The following is a 14,423-nucleotide window of genomic DNA, read 5'->3' on the forward strand; positions in this document are numbered from 1 at the left end:
ATCTAATATTACCCTTCTGCCTCCAGCGCCTCGTTCAGAAAATCGACCAGCGGGCGGGCGGCCTGCCAGGCTTCGAGCACGCGGGCCGGGAAATCGGGCCGCACGACTTCTGCGTCGGGGAAGTGCTGCCACACGAAGAAGCTTTTGAGCCGCAGCCACGCAATGTCGGGGTCGGTGCGGTCGTAGCCTTTGGGGGCGGTTTTGAGGGCCTGGGCCGTGTCGAGGCCCTGCGGGAAGTGGCGCAGCAGGTCGGCCGACTGGCGCATGGCGTGGAAGGCGGGCGCGTTGTAGTGGATTTCCTGGCGGATGCGGGCCAGCTCGGCGGCATCGGGCAGGCGGCGGCCGGCGCCCACGTAGGTGCCGCCGCCGGGCTGCACGGCCACGAAGTAGCCCGCCCGCGCCGCGTGCCGGCCGCCGGGCTTGAAGCCGGCGCCCATGTGCCGCTTGTAGGGCTCGGGGTCGAGCTGCGAGCGGTCGTTTTTGTTGATGCGAAACATCAGGTCGGTGGCGCGCAGGCCGCGCAGGTCGGGCTCCAGCTCGGCCGAAGCCAGCCGGAGCATTTCGTCCACGAAGCCGGCGTATTCGGCGCGGGCGGCGTGGTAGCGGGCGCGGTTTTCGTCCATCCAGGCCTTGTGGTTGTGGGCGGCCAAATCGCGCAGAAAATCAAGAACGAGAGCTAAATTCATCGGTAGAAACGCAAACTGAGCGGCGCGTAAAAAAGCCCCGCACCGCTAGGCGGTACGGGGCAGCATGGGCCCGAGTTGGCCGCTGCCGCTCAGGCGCGGCGCTATTTGCGGCCCAACGCCTGCCCGCTGCTGAGCGGCGTGCGGCTGTTGAGCGCCCAGCTAAACGACAGGTACTCGATGCGGGCCGTGAGCAGCACCGGCGCATGGGCGTAGCGGTTGATAAAGGCCAGCAGCTGCGGCGCCGGGCCGAACTCAATGGCGTAGGAGTGGAACAGCGTGGAGAGGCGCACCTGCTCGGGGCTTAGCTGGTTGAAGGCGGGGTCGTTGATGAAGCGGCGGGCCTGCTGGTCGAGCTGGCGGCTGAGCCGGGCGCCGGTGTAGGCCTCGGCCAGCAGCGGCGCCGCCGAGGCCGCGCCGTAGTTGAGGGCAAAATGCACGCGCGGGTCGCGGAACTGCTGGCGCAGCTTTTCTTCGATCTGGTTGAGCGAGTAGTTTTGCCCGCCCACGTTCACCACCGTCGTTTCCCAGGGCGACTCGTAGCCGCCAATGACTTTAACCCGGATGTCGTTGATGCTGGCGACGGGGTAGTTTTCGAGCACCAGGTTGGCGGCGGCGGCATTATAGATGTTCAGCCAGAACGCCTGCCGCTGGTCGGGCGTCCAGGTTTCCGCTTCGGGGCGCACTTTGCGCAGGCTTTGCAGGTAGCCCAGCAGCTGGTCTTCGTCGGCCAGCAGGCCTTCGTAGTCGAGGCGGCCATCGGGCGTTACGTGCCGTTGCAGCAGCTCATCCCAGGGCTGCTGCAGCTGCTCCGGCTTCGGCTCGCCGCTCTGAGCCGCTGTGCCGGCCAGGCTCACCGAAGCCAGCAGGCATAGGCTCAGCAGCAGAGGAAGCCAACATGCGGGCAGGAAATTAAAACGCATAAGCCAGACAAGAGAACATTCGGGAATAGCTTTTATCCGGGATGATATTGATTTATCAAAAGTATACGTTTTTATTCAGCTTCGCAAAATGCAATCCAATCAACCTGTTGATTTATTCGATAAAGACGATATAACCTCCGGTCAGCTTCGATATACGCGCGTTCAACTGCCTGCAGCGGCAACGGCTGAGTATCAGAGGCAGTTGTGCATTCTGTGCGCCGACTGGCTTCGAGGGTGGGCTAGGCTTTGTAGCTAGCCACGCGCAGCGGCTCGCCAACGCGCACAAGGCCCCGGTCGGGGCAGGTTACGTTCTGGCCGAACATGGCGCTGCCGTCTTCGGTGCGGTAGGCGGCCAGGGTGCGCAGGGGCTCGCCCAGCGGGCTTTTGGTAGCCGTAGCCGGGTTGATGGTGGTGAGTACGCAGCGCCCGCAGCCCCGCACCGCCCGGAAGGTGAGGTCGCCCATCTGAAACCGGTCCCAACCATCTTCAGCAAACGCCTCGCCGCCGCTGAACACGAAGTTGGGCCGGAACCGCTCCATGCCCACGGGCTCAGCGAGGCGGCCGTTGAGGTCGGCGAGTGAGGCCTGCCCGATGAGCAGGAACGGGTAGGCGTCGGCAAAGCTCACCAGCTGGCCCTCGGGGTTTAACTCGGGTTCGGTGTCGCGGCGCACCATATCCGACATATACACCAGCTTGCAGGGCTGGCCCAGCGCCTCGCTCAGCCACTCGTCGCACTCGGGCCGGCCGCGCCAGGCAAACACCATATCGTCCCAGATGGTCACGAACAGGGTTTTTTCGGGCGTGGCCTCGAACGGCACGTAGAGCGGCAGCAGTTCGGGGCGCTGCTGGTGGCTGAGCAGGAAACCGTTGTAGGCGGGCGCCACCCGCAGGTTGGCCATGGCCGTGGTCTGCCGCTGGGTCATGAAGCGGTTCTGCTCGTCCACTACCAGCCAGCGGCGGTCGTGGCGCAGGCCGCGGGGCCCAACCTCGGCCTCGGTAAGCCGGATGCCGCCCAGCGACTTTACGGGGTAAATGTAGAGGTCGGAGAGCAGGAGCGGGGTGGACATGCCGCAAAGATATCAGTTGTCGGTTGTCAGGCACGTCATTCAGAGCGCAGCGAAGAATCTCGCATGTTTCGTTGCGTCAACGAACCAAGTATCAGCGCGCGAGATTCTTCGCTGCGCTCTGAATGACGTGCCTGACAACCGACAACTACCAACCGGCAGCTTAATGCAGCGGGCGCTTTTTGATCATGCCGCCTTTGGTGTCTTTCACGCTGTGCATCACCATGAAGGCCTGGCGGTCAATCTGCTCGACTTCGGCCTTGAGCTGCGAGAGTTCGAGGCGGGTAACGACCGTGAACACGATGTCGATGGGGCTGGGCTGGTGGCCGTGCGAGCCGTAGCCGCGCTTGCCGCTGTAGATGGTGGCCCCGCGGCCCAGCTTCTCGGTAATCATGCGCCGGATGGCGTCGGAGCGGCCCGAAACGATGGTGACGCCGGTGTATTCCTCCACGCCGTCAATCACGAAATCGACGGTTTTGGCAGCCGACAAATACGCCAGAATCGAGTACAGGGCCGTTTCGATGGACAGCACGTAGGCCGCCACGCCGAAGATGACGATGTTGAAGAACAGGATGATGTCGCCGACCGTGAGGCTGCTGGTTTTGCTCAGGTAGATGGCCATGATTTCGGTGCCGTCGAGCACACCGCCGCCGCGCATGGCCAGCCCGATGCCCGCGCCCAGAAAGAAGCCCCCGAACACCGAAATCAGCAGCTTGTCCTCCGTCACGATGGGAAACGGCACGGTGGCCAGCACCACGGCCAGCCCCAGCACGCTCAGCAGCGTGCGGATGGCCACGCCCTTGCCCAGCTGCCGGCTGGCCATAATCATGAACGGCAGGTTGAGCACAACAATCAGGGCCGACAGCGGCAGGCCGAACACCTGCCGCAGCAGCAGCGAAACGCCCGTTACGCCGCCGTCGAGGAAGCCGCCGGGCAGCAGGAAGCTTTCGAGCCCGAACCCGGCGCAGAACACGCCCATCGTCAGAAACAGGGCGTTGGTAATCTGGAGCTTCCACCAGCGCCGGCCCCGCCGCCCCGTTCGGCGGCTGTGCTGCGGCGAAGGCAACGCGGCCGGCGAGTTGCCTTCAGCGCGCAGGCGCTTGCGCAGAACCATCAGTTGGGGAATAAGCATGGGCGGTGGTTGGGATGATTAGGTAATGAGGTAATAGAGTGATGAGGGTAAAGATACCTGTCATCCTGAGCTTGCGAAGGACCTATACAGAAGGTATTGTTTGAGGTTAGCTTCTGTATAGGTCCTTCGCTGCGCTCAGGATGACAGATGGTTTACCCCAGTTTACTTGACTGCCTTCTCCTGCTGGGCCAGCTGCACGGCGCGGTAGAGGTTTACGATGCCGCCGGTGCTGGAGAGGTTGGCGAAGTCAACCATTTTGTCCGAGCCGGGCTGGCGCACCTGCGTGTGGGTGGGCTGGGCCGAAGCCAGGATGATGCGCTTGAGGTCGGTGGCCGTGAGCTGGGGGAAGTAGCTTTTGAGCGTGGCGGCAATGCCCGATACCACCGGTGCGGCCATGCTCGTGCCGCTCAGGTTGCCGTAGCGGCCGCCGGGCAGTGTCGAGTAAATCTGGTTGCCGGGCGCAAACACATCCACCTGGGTTTTGCCGAAGTTGGAGAAGTCGGCGGCCAGGCTCTCGTCGTTGTCGCGCGAGGAGGCACCCACCGTAATCAGGTTCGGGATGCGCTGGCCGTTGAGGAACACCGGCGTCGGAAACTGCAGCTTCTTGTCGAGGTCTTCGTTTTCGTTGCCGGCCGAGTGCACCAGCAGCACGCCCTTGCTGTCGGCGTAGCGGATGGCGTCTTCGACGGCGGCGCGCTGGGGCGAGTAATACTTGCCAAAGCTCATGTTGATGATGCTGGCCCCGTGGTCGGCGGCGTAGCGGATGGCGTTGGCCACGTCCTTGTCGCGCTCATCGCCATCGGGCACGGCGCGCACGGCCATCAGGCGCACCACGGGCGGCGCAATGCCCATAATGCCGAGGTTGTTCACGCGGTCGGCCCCGATAATGCCGGCCACGTGGGTACCGTGCAGTGGGTCGGGTCCGGCCACATCGGCGTTGCCATACAGGCGCTGCTTCACGTTGAACGGGTCGTCGCCGACGATGGGGCGGGGGTTGTAGTTGAGGTTGAGGCCGTAGTCGAGCTGGTCCTGAGTTTCCTTCAGACCGTTTTTCATCTCCACCAGAATGTCATCGAGCGAAGCGAAGCCGGTATTCAGCAGCAGCTGGTGCAGCTGGCCCGACAGCTCGCGCAGTTGGGGCACCTGCGTGGGCGGGTTGCGCAGCACGGCCGTATCGAGCACGGCCACGCCCAGGGCCGCTTTCAGCTTCTCGGAAACCGTCACGTTCTCGGCGTACACCTGGCTGAACTGCTTGAGGCGGTCGGTGTTTTCCTTCACCTTGGCGTCGTAGCTTTTCTTCACCTGCTGGTACAAATCGAAGTCGGCGCGTTGGGCGGCGGGCACGCCGGCGCGGCTTTTACCCTTGAAACGGGGCTGCAGCTGGGCCAGCAGACGGGTTTCTTCGAGCTGTTCGAGGTTGATGTTGCGGCCGTCGGCGCCGCCCAGGTAGTTCCAGCCCCACACGTCGTCGGTGAGGCCGTTTTTGTCGTCGTCGAGGCCGTTGCCGGCCACTTCGCGGGCGTTGCGCCACAGCATGCGCTTCAGGTCGGCGTGGGTGGTGTCGATGCCGGCATCAATTACGGCTACCACCACGGGTGTGGGGGTGCGGCCGGCCAGCAGCTCCTGGTAGGTGCGGTTCACGCTCACGCCCATCACGCGGTCGGCGGTGGGGTCGAGCATATACCACTGCAGGGCCGCCGCGGCTTCGGGCGTGGGCGGCGCGGGCGCCGGGGCAACGGTTTGGGCCGCGGCCAGCAACGGCAGATTCAGGGCCAGGCCCAGCGCGGCGAGGCGCAAACGGGCAGCAAGAGGAAAGGACATGCGCAAAAAAAAGATACAGTAAATAAAGCCGGCCGTCAGCCTATCGGAGCCGCCCCAACCGGCGGGAGGCTTCGCAAAAATAGCACGCGGCCCGCCGGCAGGCTGCTTACAGACGCCCGCCCGGCCGCGCCCGACGCACGCGGCCGGCAGTTTTTCGGCGCGCCGGCCGCAATAACCCTGCCGGCCCGCCGCCACCCAAATCCGGCCGGTGGTGCGTAGCTTTCGGCCCTGCTACTTTTTTCCACTCAACCCGTTTTCGCAACCACAATGCCCCAGTACGCCGAAATTTTTGAGCGCAACCGCCAATGGGTGGCCGACTGCACCGCCAACCGCCCCGATTTTCCGGCCTCGCTGGCCGCCGACCAGGAGCCCGATTACCTCTACATCGGGTGCAGCGACAGCCGCGTAACGGCCGAGGAGCTGATGGGCCTCAAGCCGGGCGAGGTGTTCGTGCATCGTAATATCGCCAATCTGGTCAACAACATCGACCTCAACGCCATGTCGGTGATTGAGTACGCCGTGCGCCACCTGCACGTCAAGCACATCATCGTGTGCGGGCACTACGGCTGCGGCGGCGTGAAAGCGGCCATGCAGGCCCAGGATCTGGGCATTCTCAACCCCTGGCTGCGCAACATCCGCGACGTGTACCGCCTGCACCATATCGAGCTGGACGCCATCACCGACACTACGCAGCGCTACGACCGGCTGGTGGAGCTGAACGTGCAGGAGCAGTGCATCAACGTGGTGAAAACGGCCATCGTGCAACAAGCCTACCTGCAGGACGGTTTCCCCACCGTCCACGGCTGGGTATTCGACCTGAAAACGGGGCTGCTGAAGGATTTGAACCTGGATTTCGAGCACATCCTGCACGATATCCAGGAAATCTACAACCTCAGCGACCAACCCGGCTGGCACCCCACCGGCGCCGCCCCGGCGGCCCGGTAGCCCGGCACCCGTAGCGCGAAACGGACTTTCGCGCTACGGGCTGCTCTGCAACCCGCCGCTTCGGCCCGCATCTTTACCGCGCTTGTTTCCAGCTTTCCGAATGACCCTTCGCCCCGCCTTCCGCACCGCCGCTGTCTGGCTGGCGCTGTTAATTACTAATTACTCATTACTAATTGGCGAAGCCGCCGCCCAGGCGCCCAAAACGTGGTCGTCGTCGGAGATTCTGCTGGGACTCAAGAAGCTCAACGTGCTGGGCTCGGCCCTCTACATTGCCGCCCACCCCGACGACGAAAACACCCGCCTGCTAGCCTACCTGGCCAACGGCCGCCTCGTGGAAACCGGCTACCTGAGCTGCACCCGCGGCGACGGCGGCCAGAACCTCATCGGCCCCGAGCTGCGCGAGGGCCTGGGCGTTATCCGCACCCAGGAGCTGCTGGCGGCCCGCCGCATCGATGGGGGCCGGCAGTTCTTCACCCGCGCCAACGACTTCGGCTTCTCCAAAACGGCCCAGGAAACCTTCACCATCTGGGACAAGGAGCAGGTGCTCGCCGATATGGTCTGGGTGATTCGCCAGCGCCGGCCCGATGTCATGATAACCCGCTTCCCGCCCGACGCCCGCGCCGGCCACGGCCACCACACGGCCTCGGCCATGCTGGCCATCGAGGCCTTTGATGCCGCCGCCGACCCCAAGCGCTTCCCCGAGCAACTCAAGTTTGTGCAGCCCTGGCAGGCCAAGCGCCTACTCTGGAACACCGGCAGCTTCTTCGTGAAGCCGGGCGAGGATATGAGTCAGTATCTGAGCATTGATGCCGGCGGCTTCAACCCGCTGCTGGGCCGCAGCTACGGCGAAATTGCCGCCGAAAGCCGCACCAGCCACAAAAGCCAGGGCTTCGGCAGCAGCGCCCAGCGCGGCGAGGCCCCGGAGTATTTCCAGCTCCTGAAAGGCGAGCCCGCCAAAACCGACCTGTTCGACGGCGTGGACCTGACCTGGAACCGCGTACCCGGCGGCGCGGCTGTAGGCAAGCTGGTGGATGAGGTGATTCGGAACTACGACGCGGCGAATCCGAGTGCGAGTGTGGCAGGGCTGCTAAACGCAGAGAAGGAACTAACAGCACTTTTCGATAAAACTTCTACAGAAGGCCATAAATCATTCTGGGAAGAAGAAAAGCTTAGTGAAATTCACCAATTAATTCAGGCAGCATCTGGTATTTACATCGAAGCTGTATCGTCTTCTGCTACTACAACGGCAGGACAAGAAATTACTATAAATGTGGAAATTGCAAACCGCTCTAATTCAGTATATAAAATCATAGGTGCCAGCAGCTTTGGTCTGATAGCGGTGGATACTGCTTTCGAAAAGCCCATTGTTATCGAACCAGGAAAGGCATTACGGTTACCAATGCGGGGTAGTGTAAGTAACTACTCATTAGCTGGTTCGATTTCGAATAAGAATAAGCGGAAATCGAATAGCAAAACATCCATTGTTTTGCCCTTGTCACAACCATATTGGTTGCAGGAAAGAGGAACAGATGGTATGTATTCTGTCCCTTCGCAATACCCCGTAGGCCGCGCAACATTATACCCACCACTTGGTGGGTCGGTCGTGACGCCGTTGGTTACCATGCCTGGAAGAGACCTAATTGGATTACCGGAGAATCCATCAGTGGCAAGTATCACGCTATTCACTGTGGCATCGTCTGAAATTCAGCTTATTCCTGTTCAGTACAAAAGTACTGATCCGGTGGAAGGGGAGAAGTACCGCCCGCTGACGGTGGTGCCGCCGGTGATGGTGAACATTGGGGGGCAGGCGTTTGTGTTTGCCGATAACCAGCCCAAAACGGTGCCCGTAACGCTACGGGCCGGCAAGGCGGGCGTGAAAGGCAGCGTGGCCCTCACGTTGCCCGCCGGCTGGGTGGCCGAGCCGGCCAGCTTGCCCTTCGACCTCGCCGCCAAAGATGCCGAGCAGACTGTGCAGTTCCTGGTGCGGCCCGGCGCGGGCGCGAAGGAAGGCCGCGCCGAACTGCGGGCCGTGGCAACCGTGGACGGCCAGGCATATTCGCGCGGCTACCAGACCATTGCCTACAACCACATCCCGACCCAAACGCTGTTCCCTGAAGCCACCGCCCCGCTCGTGAAGCTCGACCTTAAGCGCAAGGGCCAGCAAATCGGCTACCTGATGGGGGCCGGCGACGAGGTGCCCGAGGCCCTGCGCCAGATTGGCTACACCGTCACGCTGCTCAAGCCCGAAGACCTCACCGAAACCAGCCTGCGCCGCTTCGATGCCGTGGTGCTCGGCGTGCGGGCCTACAACACCGTCGAGCAGCTCAAAACCCGCCAGCCGGCCCTGCTGAAATACGTGGAAAACGGGGGCAACCTGGTGGTGCAGTACGTGGTGAACCGCGGCACGGTGCTGCCCGAAATCGGCCCCTACCCGCTCACCCTCAGCCGCGACCGGGTGACGGTGGAAGACGCGCCCGTCACCCTGCTCAATTCCAAACAGCCGCTACTTAACACGCCTAACCGCATCACGCCCCAGGATTTCCAGGGCTGGGTGCAGGAGCAGGGCCTCTACTACCCCGAGAAGTGGGACCCGCGCTACCAAACCGTCATCAGCAGCCACGACCCCGGCGAAACGGCCAAGGAAAGCGCCATTCTGGTAGCCAGCTACGGCAAGGGTCACTACATCTACACCGGCCTCTCGCTGTTCCGCGAACTGCCCGCCGGCGTGCCGGGGGCCTACCGGCTGCTGACCAACATGGTGTCGTTGGGGAAATAATTTCCGCTTCGTTCTGGCGGGCGCCTCACCCCCCGGCCCCCTCTCCAGGGGGAGAGGGGGAGCCTGACGACAGCGGTTTCTTTGGTCTTTCATCCAGTATGACCTTCCGTTTTTATCTGCGCCTGCTGCTTGCGGCGCTGCTTTCTGTCCCGGTCATTCTGCTGCTGATTGCCGGGGTAGATGCACCGCTGGCCGACCTGCTCCACCAGCAGAGCGCGCCGTTACGGCCGTTTTTCGCGGGCCTGATGCAACTGCAGGATACGCTGATGTCCCAGCCATTGTGGGTGTGGTCGGGGCTACTGCTACTGTTCATCGTAACCCGGCTGCTGCGGTGGCCGAATAGCACCATCTGGCTGGTGGCACTTCTCACCTTGATAAGCAGCGAAGCTATTCGCAACCTGTCAGCCCCTTATTTCAACCGGCCCCGCCCGTCCGCGGTATTTAGCCATGTAGCTCCCAACGCCGGCTTCTGGCAGGCGGTTGGCCGGTTCGATTCCTTTCCATCGGGCCACGCGGCCGTTACGGCGGGGCTGCTGCTGCCCTGGGCGCTGCGGTTCCCGAAGGCGCGGCCCTGGCTATTGGCATGGCTGGGGCTGGTCTGCCTGGGCCGGGTGGTGCTGGAGTTTCACTGGCTGAGCGACGTAGTAGCCGGCGCGGCGCTGGGGTTGCTGCTGACCTGCGGCTTTGAAATCGGGACGTGGTGGCTGCGGCCGAAGCCGATGGGTATAGATGACAGCCGGGTTTGACCTATCTTTCGACTTTGCCAGTTGCCAACTTCCCGCCCGTGTCTGTTCCTCCAACTTCACCCAACGATAAACCGCCGCTGCTGCCCTCGTGGCAGGCCTGGTACTGGCTGGTGCTGGGGGCGCTGGGGGCCGAAATCGGCCTGTTCGTGTACCTGACTCGATTGTTTGCATGAGCGCGCTCGACTGGCTGATTCTGGGCGGCACGCTGCTGTTTATCGTGGGCTACGGCACCTGGCGCACCCGCCGCGCCGGCGCCTCCCTGGATGATTACCTGCTGGGCGGACGCTCGGCCTCGTGGTGGGCGGTGGGCCTGAGCATCATGGCCACCCAAGCCTCGGCCATCACCTTCATCAGCACCCCCGGCCAGGCCTACGACGACGGCATGCGCTTCATCCAGTTCTACCTGGGCCTGCCGGTGGCCATGGTGCTGATTGCCGTGTTTGCCGTGCCCATCTACCACCGGCTGCAGGTGTACACGGCCTACGAGTACCTGGAGGGTCGGTTCGATAGGCGCACCCGCACCTTCACGGCGCTGCTGTTTCTGGTGCAGCGGGGCCTCAGCAACGGCCTCTCGCTATACGCGCCGGCGCTGGTGCTGTCGGCCATTCTGGGCTGGAACATTCACCTCACCGTCTGGCTCATTGGCGGGCTGATGATTGCCTACACCGTGAGCGGCGGCACCAAAGCGGTGGCCGTAACCCAGCAGGGGCAGGTGGCCGTGATTTTTACGGGCATGGTGGTGGCTGGCTACCTGCTGGTGCATTACCTGCCCGAAGGTGTGGGCTTCACCGATGCCATGCGCGTAGCCGGCACCCAGGGCAAACTCAACCTGATCGACTTCCACTTCGACCCCAACGACCGGTACAACTTCTGGTCGGGCATTACCGGCGGCCTGTTTCTGGCCCTCTCGTACTTCGGCACCGATCAAAGCCAGGTGCAGCGCTACCTGGCCGGCCGCGACCTGACCGAAAGTCGCCTGGGGCTGCTGATGAACGGCCTGCTCAAGATTCCGATGCAATTCGGGATTCTGCTGCTGGGCGTGCTGCTGTTCGTGTTCTACCAGTTCAACCCGGCCCCGCTTACCTTCAACCGGCCGGTGTACCTGCGGGTGGCCCACTCCGAGCAGTACGGCCCCCAATTGCGGGGCCTGGAGCGCACCCACGCCACGCTGTTTAAGGCCCGCGCCCGCGCCACCGGCGAGCTGGTTTCGGCTCTCAAAACCGACGACGAATTGGCTATTGCCGCGGCCCAGACGCATCTGCAAGCCGTGCAGGCCGCCAACCTGGGTTTGCGCCAGCAGGCTCAGAAGCTGCTCAAGCAGGCCGTGCCGTCGGTCGAGGCCAAGGACACCGACTACGTGTTCCTGACTTTCGTGCTCAACTACCTGCCCCAGGGCCTGGTGGGGTTGCTGGTGGCCGTGGTGCTGAGCGCCGCCATGGGCTCGGCCGCGGCCGGCCTCAACGCACTGTCATCCACTACGGTGGTGGACTTGTACCGGCCGCGGCGGCCGGGCCGCTCGGAGGCGCACTACGTGGCGGCCTCGCGCTGGGCGGCCGTGGGCTGGGGCGTGCTGGGCATTGCCTTCGCCACCTTCGCCGCCCGCCTCGAAAACCTGATTCAGGCCGTTAATATCCTCGGCTCGTTCTTCTACGGCACCATTCTGGGTATTTTCATGGTGGCCTTCTTCCTGAAATCAGTGAACGGCCGCACTGTATTCTGGGCGGCCGTGGTGGCCCAGCTAGTGGTAGCCGCCCTCTTCTTCGGCACTGATATCGGCTACCTGTGGTTTAACATCATCGGCTGCGCCGTGGTAGTGCTATGCTGTCTCGGGTTTCAAATGCCAATCAACGCCAGAAAAACAGCATCCTGATGGCTGAGAATTGGCTGAGCCCCGGCGGGGCGACATATCGTTAGCAGCAGGAAACTAGAAAAGTTAAAGCCCCGGCGGGGCGGCACCAATCGTTCAACGACGGTGTCGCCCCGCCGGAGCTTCAAGGTTCAATTCCGGCCCGTTGCTACCGATATGCCGCCCCGCTGGGGCTTAGGTTGGCTGAAGATTCAGGAACGATAAGAGCTAGAAAGCCCCGTCTGACGAATCAGACGAGGCTTTCTAGCTCTTATCGACGGAAAGCTGACAGCTAATGGCTCTCCGCTAACAGCTGTTTATTTCGCCTTCTTGGCTTCGGCAATCAGCTCGTCGTTCATCTTCACGTAGTCCATGTTCTTGGCGTCCATGGCCAGCTTTTTCGACTGCTCGGCTGCTGCTACGGCGCCCTTGTAGTCCTTCATCTTCATGCGGATTTTAGCCTCCGTGAGCACGTTCCAGAACTTGGGGTCTTTGGCGTTGGCCTGTTGCATCCAAGTCAGGGCCTGCTTGAGGTCCTTGTTGTTGTCGAGGTAGTACACGGCGGCGGCGGCCAGGTCGCCGCTGCTGGGGCTGGCGTTTTTCAGCACTTTCTCGTCAATCTGGGCCATTACTTTGGGCTCCACTTCGGCCATCAGCTTGAACTTGACGGCCGTCTGGTCCCACATCATGGCCACGTTGGCGGTGGCGGGCGTCAGGTCGGTCAGGTCGATGGTGAAGGTTTCCACCTTGTCTTTGAGCATCATCGGCTTCACCTTGAAGCTGGCCACGTTCTCGTCGTCCTTGAACGCATCGACGTTAGCGCCGGCCTTGGTGTTCTTGTTGAGCACCACGGTCCACTCGTTTTTGCCGGGGATGGTGTAGAGGCCGTACTCGCCGGCGGCCACTTTCTGGCCTTCCACCATCATGTCGTCGGCAAATTTGATGGTGGTGGAGCTGTTGGCCCCGGTGCGCCAGCGCTGCCCGTAGGTTACCACGCCCTTGCCGCCGGCCTCGCCGAAGCCCAGACGGCTGCGCAGGCTGGGCCGGTAGTAGGTTACGGTGACGTCGGTGAGGCCCACGCGCTGCATCAGCGTGCTTTTGGGGCTGGGCTGGGGCGTGCTGATCTGGGCCTGGGCCGCCGTGCCGCCGCCAAGCAGCAGGCCGGTGAGCACGAGCGTAGCGCCGGGGATGCGGGCGGTAGAGGGGCGGGAAGTGGAAAACGACATACGAAGCAGGAATTGGGTGAAGGTGAGAGTTGATTCAGAGTAAAAATAAGCAAACCAAACTCGGCCGCGCCGGTGCAGTCAGCGGCGAGCCATCAGCGGCTGGCTTTTGGTTCGGTGAAACAGCAACCCGCAACCCGCGCCAAAGTTACCTCCGGCCCGCCGCTACACCCGCTGCTGCCGAATCGGGTGGCGCTCCAGCAGCCGGGCCACGTCGGCGGGGGTGGCGGGGGCCTGCAGGCGGCGCAGGTCGAGGTAGTAGCAGGCGGCTTCGGTGGGGTAGAGCAGCAGCCAGTCGGTGCCCACCCACACGGCCCGCCGGATAAGCTGCCACTGCCCCGAGAACTGCCCCAGCGCACTGCGGCCAATGATTTCGGTGCTGGTCAGGGTGAAATCAATGGGTTGCTGCAGCGCCGCCTGGCGCTGGTAGCCGCGCCGCAACTGCCAGCGCACCAGCCCGAACCGGAGCAGCCCGTAAGTCACGCCCACACCCAGAAATACGAGCGTAAACGGGCTGGTCAGCCGGCCGTGCTGCCCCAAATCCAAGCCCACGCTAATGGTCAGCAACGCCAGCGCCGCGCCCAGCAGCCAGTGGTTGCGGCGCGTGCCCGGCCGCGCCCGCCACAGCCGGAAATTCACGGCCACAAACGCATCGGCCGACAGGTGCACGGCGGGCAGGTGGTAGGGCGGTTGGGGCATGAGTAGGGCGAGGGTGCCGTTTTGCAACTGAAGCAGGCGCAAAAGCGCGCCGGACTAAACCGCGAAAATAGCCTTGCCGGTCCGCATATCACTCCACTGAATCAGCGCCCGCACGTCAGCCGCAGTCAGCGGCTCGGGCAGCCGTTGCAGGTTGAGGGAGTAGCAGAACTCCATATCGGGATACAGCAGCAGCCAGTCGCCGATTTCGCGCACCCGGTAGAGCGAGTCCCAAGCGTGAAATACGGTGCCCAGGGGATAATGCAGCCGCAAGCCGGCCTCCGAAAATTCCAGCGACTCAGGCTGCGGCCGCGCCTGCTGCTCCCGAAAAGCCCGCCGATATTCCCAAAGCTGGTGTAGCAACCCTAAGCCAACCATCATAACCCCAAATGCCATGAACACCAACCCCCCGCCCTTTATAGAATAAAATCCGAAAGATCCCGCCAAAACGAGGGCTCCTTTTAGCCAGTTTGACCACGGATCGGACGTAACGGGCCGGGTTGATTCGGGATTGGGATGCCGTTGCCGCTCTTGCGTCTGATGGATCAGCTGGTACTCGGCGAACGTG

At 62.9% G+C, this 14,423-nt stretch carries 13 protein-coding genes; 5 read left to right on the forward strand and 8 right to left on the reverse strand.

Annotation, left to right across the window (positions count from 1 at the left end; genetic code table 11):
• Positions 1–8: 8 nt before the first annotated feature.
• The 5 genes from H145_RS0109780 to H145_RS0109800 form a co-directional block, all read right to left on the reverse strand.
• A complete protein-coding gene (locus H145_RS0109780) occupies positions 9–686 on the reverse strand; it encodes a DUF2461 domain-containing protein (protein WP_019947970.1) in 678 nt (225 codons plus the stop codon).
• 101 nt (positions 687–787) lie between these two features.
• Positions 788–1,606, reverse strand: a complete 819-nt coding sequence (locus H145_RS20765) for a DUF547 domain-containing protein (protein WP_019947971.1) — start codon at positions 1,604–1,606, stop codon at positions 788–790.
• Between the two features lie 239 nt (positions 1,607–1,845).
• On the reverse strand, positions 1,846–2,673 hold the full coding sequence (locus H145_RS0109790) for an MOSC domain-containing protein (protein WP_019947972.1): 828 nt from the start codon (positions 2,671–2,673) through the stop codon (positions 1,846–1,848).
• 160 nt (positions 2,674–2,833) lie between these two features.
• Positions 2,834–3,802: a YitT family protein gene (locus H145_RS0109795; RefSeq protein ID WP_019947973.1), complete on the reverse strand. Its 969-nt coding sequence runs from the start codon at positions 3,800–3,802 to the stop codon at positions 2,834–2,836.
• A 162-nt stretch (positions 3,803–3,964) separates the two neighbouring features.
• Complete coding sequence (locus tag H145_RS0109800; RefSeq protein WP_083937748.1) at positions 3,965–5,623, reverse strand: S8 family serine peptidase; 1,659 nt, start codon at positions 5,621–5,623, stop codon at positions 3,965–3,967.
• Positions 5,624–5,890: 267 nt separating this feature from the next.
• On the opposite strand from H145_RS0109800, the gene H145_RS0109805 reads away from it, so the two are divergent.
• From H145_RS0109805 to H145_RS0109820, 5 genes are all read left to right on the forward strand, one after another.
• Positions 5,891–6,568 (forward strand): carbonic anhydrase, encoded by a 678-nt coding sequence (locus tag H145_RS0109805; protein ID WP_019947975.1) that lies wholly within the window; start codon positions 5,891–5,893, stop codon positions 6,566–6,568.
• A gap of 100 nt (positions 6,569–6,668) precedes the next feature.
• Positions 6,669–9,344, forward strand: coding sequence for a PIG-L family deacetylase (locus H145_RS0109810; RefSeq protein ID WP_019947976.1), 2,676 nt, complete (start codon positions 6,669–6,671; stop codon positions 9,342–9,344).
• 98 nt (positions 9,345–9,442) lie between these two features.
• Positions 9,443–10,090 carry a phosphatase PAP2 family protein gene (locus H145_RS0109815; RefSeq protein ID WP_019947977.1) on the forward strand — a complete coding sequence of 216 codons (648 nt, stop codon included), beginning with the start codon at positions 9,443–9,445 and terminating at the stop codon, positions 10,088–10,090.
• A 38-nt stretch (positions 10,091–10,128) separates the two neighbouring features.
• Positions 10,129–10,263 carry a hypothetical protein gene (locus tag H145_RS24875; RefSeq protein ID WP_262489228.1) on the forward strand — a complete coding sequence of 45 codons (135 nt, stop codon included), beginning with the start codon at positions 10,129–10,131 and terminating at the stop codon, positions 10,261–10,263.
• Positions 10,260–11,960 carry a sodium:solute symporter gene (locus tag H145_RS0109820; protein WP_019947978.1) on the forward strand — a complete coding sequence of 567 codons (1,701 nt, stop codon included), beginning with the start codon at positions 10,260–10,262 and terminating at the stop codon, positions 11,958–11,960. Before H145_RS24875 ends, H145_RS0109820 begins: the two co-directional genes overlap by 4 nt.
• 293 nt (positions 11,961–12,253) lie before the next feature.
• On the opposite strand, the gene H145_RS0109825 is transcribed toward H145_RS0109820, so the two are convergent.
• From H145_RS0109825 to H145_RS20770, 3 genes are all read right to left on the reverse strand, one after another.
• The gene (locus tag H145_RS0109825; protein ID WP_019947979.1) at positions 12,254–13,162 is read right to left on the reverse strand and encodes a DUF2911 domain-containing protein; all 909 of its coding nucleotides are present in this window, start codon (positions 13,160–13,162) and stop codon (positions 12,254–12,256) included.
• A 162-nt stretch (positions 13,163–13,324) separates the two neighbouring features.
• The gene (locus H145_RS0109830) at positions 13,325–13,858 is read right to left on the reverse strand and encodes a hypothetical protein (RefSeq protein ID WP_157541421.1); all 534 of its coding nucleotides are present in this window, start codon (positions 13,856–13,858) and stop codon (positions 13,325–13,327) included.
• Positions 13,859–13,912: 54 nt separating this feature from the next.
• On the reverse strand, positions 13,913–14,236 hold the full coding sequence (locus H145_RS20770; RefSeq protein WP_157541423.1) for a hypothetical protein: 324 nt from the start codon (positions 14,234–14,236) through the stop codon (positions 13,913–13,915).
• Between the last annotated feature and the right edge of the window lie 187 nt (positions 14,237–14,423).

The sequence above is a fragment of the Hymenobacter aerophilus DSM 13606 genome (genome assembly GCF_000382225.1).
Classification (GTDB): domain Bacteria; phylum Bacteroidota; class Bacteroidia; order Cytophagales; family Hymenobacteraceae; genus Hymenobacter; species Hymenobacter aerophilus.